A 16,654-nucleotide genomic window follows, 5' to 3' on the forward strand; every position below is an offset into this window, starting at 1 on the left:
CACGAACGCGGCCGTGATGGTCGCCAAGGCTCCGCAGCCGAAGGTCAAGGACCGCCGAACCGGTGAGATCGCCCTCGATAAGGACGGCGTCACCCCCCCCACCCCGTGCGTGCCCAGGCTACGAAGGCAGCCAGGCCCGCCACGTCGACCTGTGCTGGTCGACCCACTTCTTCGCGGCCTCCTGCGGCGTCAACTTGTCGTTGGCGATCATCAGGGAGACCTCGTTCTGGTCCTCGGTGGTCCACTTGAACTTCTTCAGGAAGGCGGCGGCCTTCCCGCCGGTCTTCGCGAAGTCGGCGTTGAGGTACTTCTGCAGCGGGGTGTGCGGATAGGCGCAGGCGACCTTCGCCGCGTCCGCGTCACAGCCCTCCTTGTAGGCGGGCAGCTTCACCTCGGTCATCGGGACCTTCTCGAACAGCCACTGCGGGGAGTACCAGTACGTCAGGAAGGGCTTCTTCTCCTTCGCGAACTGCTTCATCTGCGTGATCTGGGCGGCTTCCGAACCGGCGAACACCACCTGGTAGTTCAGCTTCAGGTTGTTCACCAGCGCCTTGTCGTTGGTGACGTACGACGGGGAACCGTCGAGGAGCTGTCCCTTGCCGCCGCTCTCGGGGGTGCGCAGCTGGTCGGCGTACTTGTTCAGGTTCTTCCAGTTCGTGACGTCGGGGTGCTGCTTGGCGAAGTACGTCGGGACGTACCAGCCGATGTGCCCGGTCACGCCGAGGTCGCCGCCGGGGGCGATGAGCTTCTTGTCGGTGACGTAGCGCTTCTCCTGGTCCGGGTGGCCCCAGTCCTCCAGGATCGCGTCGACGCGGCCCTGGCTCAGCGCGTCCCAGGCGGGCACCTCGTCGACCTGGACGGTGTCGACGCGGTAGCCCAGTTCGTGTTCGAGCAGGTACTGCGCCACGCCCACGTTGGCCTGGGCGCCGACCCAGGACTGCACGGACAGGGTCACCGTCTTCGCGCCCCGGGCGTTCGCGAAGGGCGAGGCCTGCTTGGTCATGTCGGCGGCGCCACAGCCGGTGAGCAGCAGCAGGGCCGATGCGCCGGCCACGGCCGCGGATGTCGTACGGAGTCGCATGTCAGGCTCCCTTCCTCACGCGGCGTTCGGTGGGCTGGGTCACCCGGTCGAGCATCAGGCCGAGGCAGACGATCGCGGCGCCGGCCACCAGTCCAGTGGCCAGGTCGCCCTGGGCGAGACCGAACACGACGTCGTAGCCGAGCGCGCCACCGCCGACGAGGCCGCCGATGATGACGACGGCGAGGACGAGGACGACGCCCTGGTTGACGGCGAGTTGCAGCGCCGGGCGGGCCAGCGGGAGCTGGACCTGGCGCAGTTGCTGCGTGGGGGTCGCGCCGAGGGAGCGCGAGGCCTCCATGGCGGCCGGGTCGACGGCGCGCAGGCCCTGGGTGGTGATGCGGACGACGGCGGGCAGCGCGTAGACCACGGCCGCGGCGACGGCGGGTGCGCGGCCGACGCCGAACAGTGCGACCACGGGGATGAGGTACACGAACTGCGGCATGGTCTGGAAGACGTCGAGGACCGGTCGGAGCAGCCGCTCGAAGCGTTCGCTGCGGGCGGCCGCGATGCCGACGGCGAAGCCGATCACCAGGGTGACGGCGACGGCCGCGAGGACCTGCGACAGCGTGTCGAGGGACGGCTTCCACACGCCGAGCACGCCGATCGCGGCCATGGCGAGGACGGCGGTGAGCGCGGTGCGCCAGGTGCCGATGAGCCAGGCCAGGGCGGCGACGATCAGCAGCACCGACCACCAGGGCAGCCACTGGAGGCCGTCCCGGACGGGGTCGAGGACCCAGGTGGTGAAGTGGCCGGCCCAGTCGGCGGTGCCGCCGATGTAGGGGACGCCCGAGTAGAGGTGGTCGGTCATCCAGTCGACGGCGTTGTTCACCGGCTCGGCGATGTTGACGACCCACGCATCGGGCCAGTCCAGCCGGCCGACGAGTCGCCCGGCGACGGCGACGACCACCGCGGCCGCCGCTCCGTACAGCCAGGGGGTGCTCGTGCGGGCCTCGCCGAGGCGTTCGCCGGCCGCGCCGGTGACGCGGTCGAGGACGACGGCGAGGAGCACGATCGGGATGCCGGCGGAGAGGGCGGCGCCCACGTCGACGGAGGCGAGGGCCTGGTAGACGCGGTCACCGAGGCCGCCGGCGCCGATGACGGAGGCGATGACGGCCATGGACAGCGCCATCATGATCGTCTGGTTGAGGCCGAGGAGGAGTTCCTTGCGGGCCAGCGGGAGGCGTGCGGTGAGCAGGCGCTGGCGGGCCGTGGCGCCGAGCGAGGCGACGGCCTCCATCACGCCCTCGTCCGCGTCGCGCAGTCCGAGCGCGGTGAGGCGGGCCATGGGCGGGGCGGCGTAGACGACGGTGGCGAGGACGGCCGCGGGGACGCCGATGCCGAAGACCAGCACGACCGGCAGCAGGTACGCGAAGGCCGGGAGCACCTGCATGGTGTCCAGGACGGGGCGCAGCGCGCGGTGGGTGCGGTCGGAGAGCCCGGCGGCGAGGCCGAGCAGGGCGCCGAGGACGACGGAGGCGAGGACGGCGACCACCATGACCGCGAGGGTCTGCATGGTGGGCACCCACATGCCGAGCAGTCCGCAGGCGAGGAACGCGGCGCCGGTGCCGAGCGCCAGCCGGACCCCGGCGGCGCGCCAGGCGATCACGGCGGCGACGGCGGTCACTCCGGCCCAGCCGGCCGCGAGGAGCAGCAGGTAGACGCCGCGTACGGAGAGGACGACGGCGTTGCTGACGTAGCCGAAGAAGTAGAGGAACAGCGGGTGGCTGTCGCGGTTGTCGATGATCCAGTCGCTGGCCTTGCCGAGCGGTTCGGTCAGGTCGACGGTGAGGGCGTGCGGCCAACTGCCGCTGGCCCAGCGGGCGTCGGCGAGCGGCACGAGGACCGCGGCGACGACGGCGAGCAGCAGGAGTTTGCCGACGGCGGGGTGTCGGAGGCGGGCGGGCAGGACGGTGCGGGGAGCGGACGCGGTGACTGTGGCCATCACACCGCCTCCTTCCGCAGGTCCGCCCCGCCGCGTGGGTCCGCGCCGGTCCGGGCATCCGCGCCGGCGGTCAGGTCGGAGCCGGCGACGACGGCGAGCAGCCGCTCGTGGTCGACGACGCCGAGGCAGCGGCCGTCCTGGACGACGCAGGCAGCGCGTCCGCTGCCGGAGACGGTCCTGATGGCGTCGGCGACGACGGTGCCGGGGGCGAGGGCGCCGGGGTGCTCGGTCGCGCCGCAGTCGCCGGGCCGCATCGCCGTCCGCACGGTCATGACCTGTTCGCGGGGTACGTCCCGGACGAACTCGCGGACGTAGTCGTCGGCCGGGGAGCCGACGATCTCCTCGGGGGTGCCGAGTTGGACGATCCGTCCGTCGCGCATCAGGGCGATGCGGTCGCCGAGGCGCAGTGCCTCGGAGAGGTCGTGGGTGATGAAGACCATGGTGCGGCCCTCCTCGTGGTGCAGCCGGACGACCTCCTCCTGCATGTCCCGCCGGATCATCGGGTCGAGCGCGCTGAACGGCTCGTCGAAGAGCAGGACCTCGGGGTCGACGGCGAGCGCGCGGGCCAGCCCGACGCGCTGCTGCTGGCCGCCGGAGAGCTGTCCGGGCCTGCGCTGTTCCATGCCCTCCAGGCCGACCTTGGCGACGACCTCGGCGGCCTTCGCGCGGCGTTCCTCACGCGGCACGCCCTGGATCTCCAGGCCGTAGGCGACGTTGTCGAGGACGGAGCGGTGCGGCAGCAGGCCGAAGTGCTGGAAGACCATGGCGGCGCGGTGGCGGCGCAGTTCGCGCAGCCGGCCCTTGTCCATGGCGAGGACGTCCTCGCCGTCGATGGCGAGACGGCCCGAGGTCGGCTCGATCAGCCGGGTGAGGCAGCGGACGAGCGTGGACTTGCCCGAGCCGGACAGGCCCATGACGACGAAGACCTCGCCCTTGCGGACGTCGAAGCTGACGTCGCGGACGGCGGCGGTGCAGCCGGTGGCCTCGCGCAGTTCGGCGGCGTCGAGCGAGGCGAGTTCGGGGTCGCCGGGGACACGGTCGGCCTTCGGCCCGAAGACCTTCCACAGGTTCTGTACGGAGAAGACGGGCTCGGTCTCGTTGCCGCTCATCTCGACTCCCTTGCCGTGCAGGGTGGTTGTGGTGACGCCTGCCGTGCTGTCGTCCGCGGCGGACGGGTTCACGTCGGTGGTCGTACTCATCACGCACCGCCTCCGATCAGTTCGGCGGCCTTCTCGCCGACCATGAGCACCCCGATCATCGGGTTCACGGCGGGCATGGTCGGGAAGACGGAGGCGTCGGCGATCCTGATGCCTTCGAGACCGCGGACCCTCAACTCCGGGTCGACGACCGCGTGTTCGTCGGAGACCTCGCCCATCCGGCAGGTGCCCGCCGGGTGGTAGACGGTGTGCGCGACCTGGCGTGCGTACGCGCTGAGTTCCTCGTCGTCCGTGACGGCGGGGCCGGGGCAGACCTCGCGCTTGAGCCAGCCGGCGAGCGGCTCGGCCTTGGCTATCTCCCGGGCGATCTTGATGCCGTCGACGAGGGTGCGGCCGTCGTAGTCGTCCTCGTCCGTGAAGTACCGGAAGTCGAGGGCGGGCTTGACGGCCGGATCGGCGCTCGTCAGGTAGAGGCGGCCGCGGCTGCGCGGCTTGGGGATGTTGGGGGTCATCGAGACGCCGTGCGCGGGGCGTTCGTAGCCGAGGCGCTCCGGGTTGTCCGTGAACGGGATCTGGTAGAAGTGGAACATCAGGTCGGGGCCCTGCTGTTCGGGGTCGCGGCGTACGAAGAGGCCCGCGTCGGAGTCCATCGCGGAGTTCTCGGGGATCGGCCCGTTGGTCTCCCAGACGATCACGGACTCGGGGTGGTCGAGGAGGTTCTCGCCGACGCCGGGCAGGTCGTGCACGACGGGGATGTCCAGTTCCTCCAGGTCACCGGCGGGGCCGATGCCGGAGTGCAGCAGCAGCCGCGGGGAGTCGACGGCGCCCGCGCAGAGCAGGACCTCGTTCCTGGCGCTCACGAGGACCTCCTCGCCGTCCTTCGTGCGGACGTGGACGCCGGTGACGCGGGTCCCGTCGAGTTCCAGCTTGTACGCCCAGGTCTCCAGCAGGATGGTCAGGTTGGGGCGTTCGTCCATCACGGGGTGCAGGTACGCGACGGAGGCGCTGGAGCGCTTGTTGTTCTCCGGGTGGTACGCGAGGTCGAAGAAGCCGACGCCCTCGGTGAACGGCTTCTGGTTGAAGCCCTCGACGCGGGGCACGTCGAGCGCGCTCTGCGCGGCGTCCACGAAGTCGCGGGCGATGGCGTTCCGGTCCTTCTCGTCGACCGGCACGATGTTGTTGAGGAGCCGCGCGAAGTACGCCTCCATCGGCACCGCGCCCCAGCCCTTGGCGCCGGCCGCCTCCCACTCGTCCCAGTCGGAGGGCAGCGGCTTGAACGCGATGAGGGTGTTGTGCGACGAGCAGCCGCCGAGCACCCGGGCACGGCTGTGCCGGATGTGGGAGTTGCCGCGCGGCTGCTCGGTCGTCGGGTAGTCGTAGTCGAGTTCCCCGCCGAGCAGGCCCATCCAGCGGCGCAGGGTCAGGACGTCGTCGCGGCCCACGTCGCTGGGCCCGCCCTCGATGACGGCGACGGTGACGTCGGGGTTCTCGGTGAGGCGGGACGCGATCACGGAGCCCGCCGTGCCGCCGCCGATGACGACGTAGTCGTACGTGTTCTCGTGCTGGGACATGAAGAGGTGCTCCAAGGTGCCTTGTTCGGTGGGGGGTTGGAGGGGGAGGAAGAGGGGACCGGAGGTGGGGACGGCGGGGCCGCGGGCCGGCACCGGGCGGCGGATCGGGGACGCGGCCCCGGGGGGAAAGGGCTGATCGGACGCCCGGTGCACAGCGGTCGACCCGCGGGCCGGCGAGCGGGGCCGGCCGGGTCTCAGCCGGCGAACCAGCGCACGGGCCGCGGCGCGAGGTTCTGGTAGACGTGCTTGGTCTCGCGGTACTCGGCGAGTCCGGCCGGGCCGAGTTCGCGTCCGACGCCGCTCTTGCCGAAGCCGCCCCACTCCGCCTGCGGGAGGTAGGGGTGGAAGTCGTTGATCCAGACCGTGCCGTGGCGCAGCCGGCCGGCGACGCGTCGGGCGCGGCCGGCGTCGGCGGTCCAGACGGCGCCGGCCAGGCCGTACTCGGTGTCGTTGGCGAGGGCGACGGCCTCGTCCTCGGTGGCGAACGTCTCCACGGTCAGGACGGGTCCGAAGACCTCCTCGCGGACGACGCGCATCTCGCGGTGGCACTGGTCGAGGACGGTCGGCTCGTAGAAGTAGCCGGTGGCGGGCCGGACGTCGGACGGCTCGGGCCGCTTGCCGCCGGACCGCAGCACCGCTCCCTCGGCCAGCGCGGAGGCGACGTACGCCTCGGTCTTCTCGCGCTGCTGCTCGGAGACGAGCGGGCCGCATTCCACGCCGTCCTCGGTGCCGCGACCGAGCCGGATCGCGCCTGCCCTGCGGGCGAGTTCGGCGACGAAGCGCTCGCGGACGGACTCCTCGACGATGAGGCGCGAGCCCGCCGAGCAGACCTGGCCGCTGTGGATGAAGGCGGCGTTGAGGGCCTGGTCGACCGCGGTGTCGAAGCCCTCCTCGGTGGCGCAGGCGTCGGCGAAGACGACGTTGGGGTTCTTGCCGCCGAGTTCGAGCGCGACCTTCTTGACCGTGTCGGCGGCGGCGTGTGCGACCTTCGTGCCGCTGACCAGGCCGCCGGTGAAGGAGACGAGGTCGACGTCGGGGTGCTCGGCGAGGCGGGCGCCGACCGTGTGGCCGGGGCCGGTGACGATTCCCGCGACCCCGTCGGGGAGGCCCGCCTCGGCGAGCAGACCGAGCAGGGCGACGGTGGTGAGCGGGGTGATCTCGCTGGGCTTGACCACGAAGGTGTTGCCCGCGGCGAGCGCCGGGGCGATCTTCCAACTGGCCTGGAGGAGGGGGTAGTTCCAGGGGGTGATCAGCGCGCAGACCCCGACGGGTTCGTGCACGACGACGCTGTGGATGTCGGCCGAGCCCGCGTCGACCACGCGTCCGCCGCCCTCCCCCACGACGAGGTCGGCGAAGTAGCGGAAGGCGTCGGCGACACAGTCGATGTCGACGCGCCCCTCCTCCACGGTCTTGCCCGCGTCCCGGCTCTCCAGCAGGCCGAGTTCCTCGCGGTCACGGACGAGGAGGTCGGCGACGCGGCGCAGCAGGGCGGCGCGGTCGGCGACGGGGGTGTGCGGCCAGGGGCCCTCGTCGAAGGCGCGGCGGGCGGCGGCGACCGCGAGGTCGGTGTCCTTCTCGTCGCCCTCCGCGACCACGGCGAACGGCTGGGCATCGGCGGGGTCGAGGATCTCGCGCGTCGCGCCGGAGAGCGCCGCGCGCCACTCGCCGCCCACGTGGATGGTCTGTTCTGCCTGCTTCTGTCCGGCCATGATCGGTGTTGCCTTCCGTTCCTGTTCGACGCCCGTGAGTCACACAGGTGTGACCCCCGGGGCCGTGAGCACATGCCCATCGGCCTCGGATGCATGCACAACCGGGCACCGATAGTGCGCCAGGTCACGGAAAAACCCACCAAAACAGGACGAGAAGGGACGAATTACAGGCCGTGCGGCGGCGATCAGCTGCCGCAGGCGGACCCGGTCGGACAGAAGGAGTCCAGGGCCGTCGTGAGCTGGTCACTCATGTCCGTACCGGCGGGACCGCTGGCGACGATGGCGTACGGCGTGCCGTCCGCGGCCTGGAAGCGGTGGTCGATGGTCTCGGTGGCCCCGAACTGCCTGCTGTCGTAGCGGTAGCTGAACTCCGTCCAGTCGGCGCCGCTCCGCCGGTTCAGGTACCGGTAGCCCTTGAACCCCTCCGCGATGTCCTGGGCCTGCGCCGAGGAGTCCGTCACGGAGACCTCCTTGACCTCGAACACCATGAGCTTGCGGTTGCCGCCGGGGGCCGTGTACGTGACGACCGGCGCCAGCTTCCCCTGGGTCTGGTCGCGCGCCCAGCCGGTGGGCACGTCCACGGTGTAGCCGAGCGGATCGACCGCCCTGCTGTACCCGGGGGACGGCGCCGGCGCGGCGGGCGAGACCGGGTCGGCGTAGGCGCCCTCGTCGCCGGTGTTGTACGGGCCGTCCGAGGGGACACCGGTGGTCGCCGTGACGGTGACCGCGGGCCCGGACGAGGCACCCTGCGTCCCATCGTTCGCCGCGTCGTCCCTGGTGAGCGCCCAGAGCCCGCCTCCGACACCGCCCGCCAGAACAGCCACCGCGACGATCACCAGCAACAGCCGCCGCGAGTCCCCGGGCCCCTGCCCCTGACCCCCGTCGGGCGGGGGCGCACCGCCCCCGGGCCACGGCTGGACGGGCGGCGACCAGGCGGGGGACTGCTGCTGGGGCGGCCAGGACTGCTGTTGCGACGGCGGACCTCCGGAAGCACCGGGCGTCCCGGCGGGCTGCGGCGGGTACAGGTCGGGCCGCACGGCCCCGGCCTGCGTGGCGGCGGCCCACCACTGCTCGCCGTTCCGCTGCTCCCTGTCCCCCTGCGCCCGGCCACCGTCGGAAGGGGACGTGGGGTCGCGGTCCTCACGTCCGTCGCCCTCGTCGCCGTCGTCGACCCACTGCCGACGGTCCGCGTCCCATCGCTGCGCCATCCCGTCGCCCCCGCTCCGTCACGGCCCCGTCCGCCGACCGAGCCCCGGCGCCTGATCGCCGGACCCGGCCGCTCCCCTGACCCGGGCGGACCGTACGCAACGACGATAGTGACGTTCGCGCCCAACGCACCCCTCTTTATGGCGACAAAGCACGTCTGTTCGATGCGTACTTTCCGTACGCCCCACCAGTCCCGCCCGCCCGGCACGTCCCCGTGCTCGGCCGGCCGGTCGACCCCTCACCCTCCCCCGCGAGTGCTGAGCCGCACGCACGCGTCCCGTACCGAACCCGCACTGGAACAGGCCCGCCGACCCCTCTACGGTGGCAGCGCGCCCTCCCAGCGCCCCCCAACACCCCTCCCCCGAGGAGCATTCGATGCCCGCGCTGCTCACACGTGTCCTGGACCGGCTGATGCTCCAGGGCACGGTCACCGAGGCCGAACCGGTGGCCGCGCGCATGCGGCGTCTGCGCGTCGAGGGCCCCGCCCTGGCCGGCCTCGATCCACGTCCGGGACAACAGGTGCGGGTCCTGGTGGAGGGCACGCTGACCCGGCGGACGTACTCGGTCTGGCGCTACGACCCCGCGGGCGCCGTCGAGTTGTGCGTGCTGGACCACGAGGGCGCGGGGCCCGGGGCGCGCTGGGGGCGGAGCGTGCGCACCGGAGACACGGTCCGGTTCGGCGGACCCGAGGGGTCGTTCGTGCTGCGACCCGACGCCACGCACCACGTGTTCGTCGGGGACGAGACGGCGTCGGTCGCGTTCGGGTCGATGCTGGCGGCGCTGCCCGCGTCGGCGAACGTCTCGGGCTGCCTGGAGACGCGTACCCCCGAGGACAGACTCCCGCTCCCGCACACGGAACGCCTCGACTGGACGCTGCGCGGCACCGGTTCCCTCGCCGACGCGGTTCGCGGGCTGAACCCGGCGCCGGGCGGCGTCGCGTACGTCGCGGGCGAGGCCCGGACCGTGCAGAGCGTGAAGCGGATCCTCGTCCAGGAATCCGGCTGGGACCGCCGCACGGTGGTGACGAAGCCGTTCTGGGCGCCGGGGAAGCGGGGGCTGGAATAGCCCCGTCGATCGACGAGCCCCAACGCACCGACGCCCGGACGGCTTTCACCGTCCGGGCGTCGTGGTTCACCGCTGGGGACCGGCCTCGGTGGAGGCGGTCCGGGCGGGTCAGATCAGGCCGAGACCGCGGACCGCCTCGCGCTCCTCCTCGAGCTCCTTGACGGAGGCGTCGATGCGGGCGCGGGAGAACTCGTTGATGTCCAGGCCCTGGACGATCTCGTAACGGCCGTCCTTCGTGGTGACCGGGAAGGACGAGATGAGGCCCTCCGGGACGCCGTACGAGCCGTCCGACGGGATACCCATGGAGGTCCAATCGCCGTCCGCCGTGCCGTTCACCCAGGTGTACACGTGGTCGATGGCGGCGTTGGCGGCGGAGGCGGCCGAGGACGCGCCACGGGCCTCGATGATCGCGGCGCCACGCTTGGCGACGGTCGGGATGAAGTCCTCGGCGAGCCACTTCTCGTCGCTCACGACCTCGGCAGCGTTCTTGCCGCCGACCGTGGCGTGGAAGATGTCGGGGTACTGGGTGGCGGAGTGGTTGCCCCAGATCGTCAGACGCTGGATGTCGGCGACCGTGCTGCCGGTCTTCTTCGCGAGCTGGGTCAGCGCGCGGTTGTGGTCCAGACGCGTCATCGCCGTGAAGCGCTCGGCGGGTACGTCCGGGGCGGCGGCCTGCGCGATGAGCGCGTTCGTGTTCGCCGGGTTGCCGACGACCAGGATCTTGACGTCGTCCGCGGCGTTGTCGTTGATCGCCTTGCCCTGCGGCTTGAAGATGCCGCCGTTGGCGGAGAGCAGGTCGCCGCGCTCCATGCCCTTGGTGCGGGGGCGGGCGCCGACGAGCAGGCCGACGTTGGTGCCGTCGAAGGCGACGTTCGGGTCGTCCGTGATGTCGATGCCCTGGAGGAGCGGGAAGGCGCAGTCGTCGAGCTCCATGGCGGTGCCCTCGGCGGCCTTCAGCGCCGGCGTGATCTCCAGGAGGCGCAGCTTGACCGGCACGTCCGCGCCGAGCAGCTGGCCGGAGGCGATACGGAAGAGCAGGGCGTAACCGATCTGGCCGGCCGCGCCGGTGACGGTGACGTTCACGGGAGTGCGGGTCATGGCGTTCTCCGTATGACAGCAGGCGGTGGGGCGTCCCTGCCCCGGGTGCAGGATCTTCCCCGGCAACCGCCGCAATGATCGATCAAGGGGTTCGATGATCGATCTCTCGGCGTCAAGAGAGATCCGCCGTCAGGCTATCGCGCATCGGGGACCCCGTACGTCCGGGTCCGTGTGGCCCACCCCACAGATCTCGGGGGGAGGCGGTCGCCGGGCCCGGGAGAGGGGGTGAGCTCGGCGACCGCCATGAGGGTGCCGGGAGTCGGGGGAGGCGGTTTCTCCCTCCCCGACAGCACCGGATCCCGTGGGGGTACGGATCGCCTGCCCCCTTACCGCGAACTCATTCACCCTCCCGCGGAATTTCTCCGACGCCCTTAAAGACCGTCTTTCGCCCCCTCCGCCCCTATCCCGACCCGTACCTGGGGCTCCCGCTCCAGACCCCGCTCCTCAAACGCCGGAGGGGCTGAAAACTCTGCCCGCACCCAGCGTTCCGGCGCGAGGGGCCGTGCCGGTACATCACATGCCCGTCGCCTACGTCCGGATCGAGCAACTCCCACTGCTCCGCCCCCGTCTGATCCAACGGCGACGGGCGGATGTACCGGCACGGCCCCGACCCACCCACCGGAGCCCACCGGGAGGACCGCCAAGGCGAGACCGCCTACTTCGTGCAGCCCTTCTGCCCGGACTTCAGCGTCGCGCAGGCCCGCGCGTCCCCCGCGTCCTTCACCGCGACCATCGGCGTGTACGCGTCCGGGTCCGCGTCGACCGCTCCCGTCTGCTTCGCCGCGGTCCCGGACGACACGTCGACCCGGTCCCCCCGCGCCGCCTGCGTGATCCGCGCCCACGCGGCCCCGCACGTCTTGCTGTAGCGCACCTCCACCAGCGTCGTACCCACCGTCACGCTGGTGGTGGTCGTGGCCAGTTCACCGCCGCAGCCCATGTTCTCCGGGTCCCTGCCGGTGCACGAGGCTCCGGCGCACTTCACGCCGGGCGGCAGATCGGGCTGCGTGCTCGCGGACACCGCCGGGGTCTTCCGTGCACCGCCGGCTTCCTTCTTGTCCCCGCCCTGGGTGAGATACACGGCCACCGCGACGACCACCAGCGCCCCCACGACGCCGGCGAGGAACATCATCAGACGCCGCTTGCGCCGCGCACGGTCCTCCCCCGCCCCGACGGGCCGCGCGTCCTGCGGCGACGGCCCCCCGGCCGCCCCGCCGGCACCCGGCGCGCTGTTTGCGGGGGCCTCACCCCCGCCACGCGGCGGGGCGACCACTCCCCAGCCACCGGCGCCCGCTCCCGAGCCCGACCGCGACGACGGCGTCCCTCCGTACGACGGTTCGCCCCCGTCCCGCCCGGTCGGCTGGAGCGGCACGGACGGCGACACCGAGGGCGTCGACGGTGACGCCTTCGGCGGAATCGTGGGCGAGACCCCCGCCGGCCCGGCGATCCCCGGCGTCGCGGTCGCGCTGCCGGCCCGTCGGCCGGACGCGGCCTGCTGCCCGCCCTTCCCGCTCACGGCGCCCCCCTTGGCACCGGCCGCCGGCCCGAACTCCCCGAGCGCGGCGCGCGCCTGGGATATCCGGATCGCCTCCATCGTCATGTCGTGCCGCATCTCCGAACGGCTCCAGGCGCGCTCGGCCAGCTCCCACATGGTCGTGAGATGGACGGGGCTCGCCCCGGTCACCTCGGACAGCGCGACGATCGCCCCCTTGGGCGCGAGCAGCCGCCCGTTCAGATAGCGCTCCCAGGACGTCTTGCTGTAGCCCGTGCGGTCGGCCACGGCGGCGATGCTCAGCCCGCTCCGGTCGACGAGCCGCCGCAGCTGGCCGGCGAACTCCTTGACCTGCGGATCGAGTTCATCCGGCAAGCCCTTCCAACGAGGCATTGCTTCCCCCCTCTTCCCCCGTTTCGTGCACGACGATTCCCCGCGTGCGCCTCCCCCTGCTCCCGGTCACCGTGTCCGGCGGGGGACGACACCGTCTCCGCCGCGTCCCCGTTCTGGCTACCCACAGGGATGCGCCCGGCCGGGTTTCCAGTTCCCGAGCCGGGGGCGCACGGGTGCATTCAGGCCGGAGCGGGCACCGTCGTGCGCCACCCGGACCACGATCCAGTGTTCCATCGGCAGCCCGTACGAACAGGCCGTTCGGCGCACATCACCAAACTTGTCAACACATCGACACAACGAGGACACATGGGGGACCTCAGAGGTCACAGAAGCGGTCAGGAGCCGCAGGGCGGGCGACCGGTCCGGAGAGAAGGAGGCGTCCGCACCCCGTGCGGTGGGCCCGTACGGCGGACGGTCCCCGGCGAGAGGACCCACCCGCCCCAACGGCCGCTCGGAGGGCCACAGTCGGGCGGTTCCCGTAGCAGGGCGCGGACACCGTACCGGAACGGTCACTTCCGTGCCACAGGGACCGGCCGACTGTTGAACGGGCCCTGTCCGGTGCACAAGGGTTGACCCCAGGCGGTCCACCCGCCCGATCGCGGCCCGTCCTTACTAGGGGGAGAGGACGGGCCGCTGTCGTACCCGGGCCCGGCACCCGCAGCTCGTACCGGCCCCGCGCCCGGTCACCGTCCCGGCGTGACGAGTCCCGTCTCGTAGGCGACGACGACCGCCTGCGCCCGGCTGTCCAGGGCGAGTTTGGTCATCGTCCGGTTGAGGTGGGTCTTGACCGTGGCCTCGCTGATGTACAGGCGGTCGGCGATCTCCAGGTTGGACAGGCCGCCCGCGATGAGCTTGAGTACCTCGACCTCGCGGGAGGTCAGCGCGGCGAGGCCGGGCGGCGCCTCGGCGCCGGGGGCGGGGGCGGCCTGGCGGGCGAAGGCCTCGACGAGGCGGCGGGTGACGCTGGGCGCGAAGAGCGCGTCGCCGCCGCCGACCGCGGCCACCGCGGCGAGCAGCCGCTCGGGCCCCGAGTCCTTCAGCAGGAACCCGGACGCGCCGGCCCGCAGCGCCCCGTACACGTACTCGTCGAGGTCGAAGGTGGTCAGGACGAGGATGCGCGGAGCGGGGTCGGCGGCCTCGGCGAGGATGCGTTCGGTGGCCTGGATGCCGTTCGTACCGGGCATCCGGATGTCCATGAGGATCACGTCGGGCCGGGTCGCGGCGGCGATGCGTACGGCTTCGTCGCCGTCCTCGGCCTCACCGACGACCTCCATGCCGGGCGCGGCGTTCAGGAGCCCGACGAGACCGGCCCGGATCAGGTACTGGTCGTCGACGACGAGCACTGTCGTCATGCCGTGGTCTCGTCCCCCCGCCGTGCGGCCCGCGCGGTGGTGGGCAGAGTCAGCCGCACGGCGAATCCCCCCTCGCTCCGCGGGCCGATACTGATCGACCCGCCGTAGAGCTTGGCCCGCTCGCGCATACCAATCAAGCCGTGTCCGCCGCCGACCGGCAGTCTGTCCGGAATCACCCCCTCTCCGTCATCCGTGACGACGACCGTCATCTCGTGCTCCCCATAGCGGAGTTCGACGGCGGCGGCCGCCCGGTGGGCGTGCTTGAGGATGTTGGTGAGGGCCTCCTGCACGACGCGGTACGCGCAGAGCTCGACGCCCGGGGCGAGCGGGCGCGGGGTGCCCTCGACGCGCAGTTCGACCGTGACTCCCCCGGCGCGTACCCGCTCGACGAGGTCGCCGAGGCGGGCGAGTCCCGGCATCGGCGCCTCGGGGCCGCGGTCCGGGTCGCGCAGGTCCTCCTCGCGCAATACCTGGAGCATGCGCCGCAGTTCCTCGAGGGCGTCACCGCTCGCGTCGCCGATGGTGCCGAGGGCGGCGCGGGCGGTGGCCGGGTCGGAGTCGAAGACGAACCGGGCGAGTCCGGCCTGCACGGCGACCACCGACATGTGGTGGGCGACGACGTCGTGCAACTCCCGTGCCATGCGCCCGCGTTCCTCGGCGACCTCGCGGCGGGAGCGTTCGGCCTGTTCGGCGCGGAGTTCGCGGGCGAGTTCGGCGGCGCGCCGGGCCAGGTAGCCGAAGCGCCACAGGACGGACGAGAAGACCAGTGCCTGCGCCACGACGGACGCCATGGCGTCGCTGTCGCTGACCACCCCGGCGTAGATCCACACGGCCACGAACACGCCCGCGCACACGGCCATGGTGCGGGCCTGCCGCACCGAGGCGACGGTGTAGAGGGCGAGCATCGGGCCGAACGTGCTCACCACCGGCCAGTAGCCCGCGGAGATGTACACGACGCCCGCGGCCTCCACGACGGCGAACACGACGAGCGGCGCCCTGCCGCGCAGCGCCACCGGAAGATGCGCGAGGACCACCAGGACGTAGGCGGTGCCGTCGAGTTCGGGCCAGCCCTGGGCCGCCGACTCCTGGCCGAGGAGTACGGCCACACACACCATGGCGAGAGCGGTCAGCGTGTCGACGGCGAGCGGGCGGGGCGGCCGGAAGCGCATCGGCGCAGCGTAGCGCCGCGACCCGGCAGGGGCGTCAACCCCACGTAGTACCGCGGTGGTTGTGGAGAGGCGGGCCACTACTCCTGCCGTTGGGAGCGGAGTTACAACCGGCGCGGGACGCGGCCGACGGGCGGCGGCCCGTACGTTCTGGAGCACGACGGACCGGCCGACCACCGGACCGCCTTCGAACAACGGGCCGGCCGACCACCGGCCCGCATCCGAAGAGGGGAATCGGATCCATGAGTACACGCACGACGAACAGCACGACCACCGGAACGAACACGAGCCTCCGGGGCCGCGTGGCGGGTGCCCTGGCGGCCGCCGCGCTGCTCGGCGGCGGCCTCGCCATGGCCCCCGCGGCGACCGCCGCGGTCCAGGCGCCGGCGGCCGACTCCTGCACCCAGAGCTGGTCCATCTCCAGCGGCCAGGGCTACGCCAACGGCTGGTGGTGCAACTACGACACGAAGGTCACGGGGACGGTCCACGACACCAAGTCCGACGGTCGCTGCCCGTTCGTCCGCGGAAAGCTCAGCAACGGCGGCCACGTCGACAGCAACTGGGCCGGCCCGAAGGGCGACTCCTCGCCCGTCACGCTGAAGGCGCCGAGTGGCACGTCGTTCTCGTCGGTGGCGATGTCGTACATCATCTGCTGACCGACCGCGCCGCATCGACCACCCGAAAAGACCGGTGGCCCGTCCTCCCCGGGGAGAGGACGGGCCACCGGCACGTGCGCCCGCGTGAGGCCGCGGTTCAGCGGACCGTGAAGTGCAGGGTGTCGTCGAGGAACGGGATCACGAGCACCGGACTGGGCTGGGCCATCAGCGCCAGCAGCACGATGGCGACGCCGAGGACGCCGTACGTGACCATGTCCGTGAAGCGGGAGCGGACCGCGAGCATGCCCACGCTCGGCAGGATCCAGCGCATCACGGCACCCGCGATGAGCGCGGCGCCGATCAGGATCGTGCCGGCCCGGAACGCGTCGAGCGCGGTGAGCAGCAGGCCGAGTCCGACCGCCGCCAGGACGGTGAGGATCGGCCACTGGCGCGCGGGCGCCGGGGCGTCACCGGACGCCGCCCGGCCGCCGCCCTCGGGTCGCGCGGTGTCCCGGGTGAACAGCGGGAAGCGCCGCGTGGTGCGGCGCGGCCTGCCCTCGGCGTCGGGGGCGCTGATGGCGTCCCGCACCGTCATGTCGTCCCCGGTCTCGGCGACGTCGACGCCCTCGGCCTCGCCCTCGGTCACGGCCTCCGCCTCGTCCGGGTCGCTCACCCCCGCCTCGTCCGGGTCGCTCACCCCCGCCTCCGCCGGGGCCGGAGCCCCGGCCTTCGTCTCCGTGTCGGCCGCCCGCTCGGCGCGCGTCCCGTTCTCCGCTGCCGGAGCGGCCTCGGCACGCGTGTCGGTACGGGCGCCTGCCCGCACCGCGGA

General features: G+C 72.5%; 13 protein-coding genes. 2 read left to right on the top strand and 11 right to left on the bottom strand.

Going from position 1 to position 16,654, the window contains the following annotated elements:
- Window positions 1–118 precede the first annotated feature (118 nt).
- The 6 genes from AB0C62_RS21510 to AB0C62_RS21535 all read right to left on the bottom strand — a co-directional run bounded on the left by AB0C62_RS21510 (window position 119) and on the right by AB0C62_RS21535 (window position 8,668).
- Window positions 119–1,081, bottom strand: a complete 963-nt coding sequence (locus AB0C62_RS21510; protein WP_362975372.1) for an ABC transporter substrate-binding protein — start codon at window positions 1,079–1,081, stop codon at window positions 119–121.
- Between the two features lies 1 nt (window position 1,082).
- The gene (locus AB0C62_RS21515) at window positions 1,083–3,023 is read right to left on the bottom strand and encodes an ABC transporter permease subunit (protein ID WP_362975374.1); all 1,941 of its coding nucleotides are present in this window, start codon (window positions 3,021–3,023) and stop codon (window positions 1,083–1,085) included.
- Window positions 3,023–4,132 carry a glycine betaine/L-proline ABC transporter ATP-binding protein gene (locus AB0C62_RS21520; protein WP_362975542.1) on the bottom strand — a complete coding sequence of 370 codons (1,110 nt, stop codon included), beginning with the start codon at window positions 4,130–4,132 and terminating at the stop codon, window positions 3,023–3,025. Before AB0C62_RS21520 ends, AB0C62_RS21515 begins: the two co-directional genes overlap by 1 nt.
- 89 nt (window positions 4,133–4,221) lie before the next feature.
- Window positions 4,222–5,751, bottom strand: coding sequence for a GMC oxidoreductase (locus AB0C62_RS21525; RefSeq protein WP_362975376.1), 1,530 nt, complete (start codon window positions 5,749–5,751; stop codon window positions 4,222–4,224).
- Between the two features lie 194 nt (window positions 5,752–5,945).
- Entirely contained in the window at window positions 5,946–7,460 is a 1,515-nt protein-coding gene (locus AB0C62_RS21530; RefSeq protein WP_362975378.1) for an aldehyde dehydrogenase family protein, read from the bottom strand.
- Window positions 7,461–7,645: 185 nt separating this feature from the next.
- Window positions 7,646–8,668, bottom strand: coding sequence for a hypothetical protein (locus AB0C62_RS21535; RefSeq protein ID WP_362975380.1), 1,023 nt, complete (start codon window positions 8,666–8,668; stop codon window positions 7,646–7,648).
- 373 nt (window positions 8,669–9,041) lie between these two features.
- On the opposite strand from AB0C62_RS21535, the gene AB0C62_RS21540 reads away from it, so the two are divergent.
- Complete coding sequence (locus tag AB0C62_RS21540) at window positions 9,042–9,731, top strand: siderophore-interacting protein (protein ID WP_362975382.1); 690 nt, start codon at window positions 9,042–9,044, stop codon at window positions 9,729–9,731.
- Window positions 9,732–9,839: 108 nt separating this feature from the next.
- Here the strand turns inward: AB0C62_RS21540 and AB0C62_RS21545 are convergent, their stop codons facing one another.
- From AB0C62_RS21545 to AB0C62_RS21560, 4 genes are all read right to left on the bottom strand, one after another.
- The gene (locus AB0C62_RS21545) at window positions 9,840–10,829 is read right to left on the bottom strand and encodes a malate dehydrogenase (RefSeq protein ID WP_362975384.1); all 990 of its coding nucleotides are present in this window, start codon (window positions 10,827–10,829) and stop codon (window positions 9,840–9,842) included.
- Between the two features lie 655 nt (window positions 10,830–11,484).
- Entirely contained in the window at window positions 11,485–12,711 is a 1,227-nt protein-coding gene (locus AB0C62_RS21550) for a DUF2690 domain-containing protein (RefSeq protein WP_362975386.1), read from the bottom strand.
- Between the two features lie 683 nt (window positions 12,712–13,394).
- A complete protein-coding gene (locus tag AB0C62_RS21555; protein WP_362975388.1) occupies window positions 13,395–14,063 on the bottom strand; it encodes a response regulator transcription factor in 669 nt (222 codons plus the stop codon).
- Window positions 14,060–15,232, bottom strand: a complete 1,173-nt coding sequence (locus AB0C62_RS21560; RefSeq protein ID WP_362975390.1) for a sensor histidine kinase — start codon at window positions 15,230–15,232, stop codon at window positions 14,060–14,062. The genes AB0C62_RS21555 and AB0C62_RS21560 overlap by 4 nt, the downstream gene beginning before the upstream one ends.
- A gap of 239 nt (window positions 15,233–15,471) precedes the next feature.
- On the opposite strand from AB0C62_RS21560, the gene AB0C62_RS21565 reads away from it, so the two are divergent.
- A complete protein-coding gene (locus tag AB0C62_RS21565) occupies window positions 15,472–15,885 on the top strand; it encodes a hypothetical protein (protein ID WP_362975392.1) in 414 nt (137 codons plus the stop codon).
- Window positions 15,886–15,982: 97 nt separating this feature from the next.
- Here the strand turns inward: AB0C62_RS21565 and AB0C62_RS21570 are convergent, their stop codons facing one another.
- Window positions 15,983–16,471, bottom strand: coding sequence for a DUF3017 domain-containing protein (locus AB0C62_RS21570; RefSeq protein ID WP_362975544.1), 489 nt, complete (start codon window positions 16,469–16,471; stop codon window positions 15,983–15,985).
- Window positions 16,472–16,654: the final 183 nt, after the last annotated feature.

The sequence above is a fragment of the Streptomyces sp. NPDC048643 genome (assembly GCF_040650615.1).
Taxonomy (GTDB): Bacteria; Actinomycetota; Actinomycetes; order Streptomycetales; family Streptomycetaceae; genus Streptomyces.

What these genes read in the sequence shown, in the direction of transcription:
- AB0C62_RS21510 (WP_362975372.1), bottom strand. Translation starts at nt 1,081, where the DNA reads ATGCGACTCCGTACGACATCCGCGGCCGTGGCCGGCGCATCGGCCCTG.
- AB0C62_RS21515 (WP_362975374.1), bottom strand. Translation starts at nt 3,023, where the DNA reads ATGGCCACAGTCACCGCGTCCGCTCCCCGCACCGTCCTGCCCGCCCGC.
- AB0C62_RS21520 (WP_362975542.1), bottom strand. Translation starts at nt 4,132, where the DNA reads ATGAGCGGCAACGAGACCGAGCCCGTCTTCTCCGTACAGAACCTGTGG.
- AB0C62_RS21525 (WP_362975376.1), bottom strand. Translation starts at nt 5,751, where the DNA reads ATGTCCCAGCACGAGAACACGTACGACTACGTCGTCATCGGCGGCGGC.
- AB0C62_RS21530 (WP_362975378.1), bottom strand. Translation starts at nt 7,460, where the DNA reads ATGGCCGGACAGAAGCAGGCAGAACAGACCATCCACGTGGGCGGCGAG.
- AB0C62_RS21535 (WP_362975380.1), bottom strand. Translation starts at nt 8,668, where the DNA reads ATGGCGCAGCGATGGGACGCGGACCGTCGGCAGTGGGTCGACGACGGC.
- AB0C62_RS21540 (WP_362975382.1), top strand. Translation starts at nt 9,042, where the DNA reads ATGCCCGCGCTGCTCACACGTGTCCTGGACCGGCTGATGCTCCAGGGC.
- AB0C62_RS21545 (WP_362975384.1), bottom strand. Translation starts at nt 10,829, where the DNA reads ATGACCCGCACTCCCGTGAACGTCACCGTCACCGGCGCGGCCGGCCAG.
- AB0C62_RS21550 (WP_362975386.1), bottom strand. Translation starts at nt 12,711, where the DNA reads ATGCCTCGTTGGAAGGGCTTGCCGGATGAACTCGATCCGCAGGTCAAG.
- AB0C62_RS21555 (WP_362975388.1), bottom strand. Translation starts at nt 14,063, where the DNA reads ATGACGACAGTGCTCGTCGTCGACGACCAGTACCTGATCCGGGCCGGT.
- AB0C62_RS21560 (WP_362975390.1), bottom strand. Translation starts at nt 15,232, where the DNA reads ATGCGCTTCCGGCCGCCCCGCCCGCTCGCCGTCGACACGCTGACCGCT.
- AB0C62_RS21565 (WP_362975392.1), top strand. Translation starts at nt 15,472, where the DNA reads ATGAGTACACGCACGACGAACAGCACGACCACCGGAACGAACACGAGC.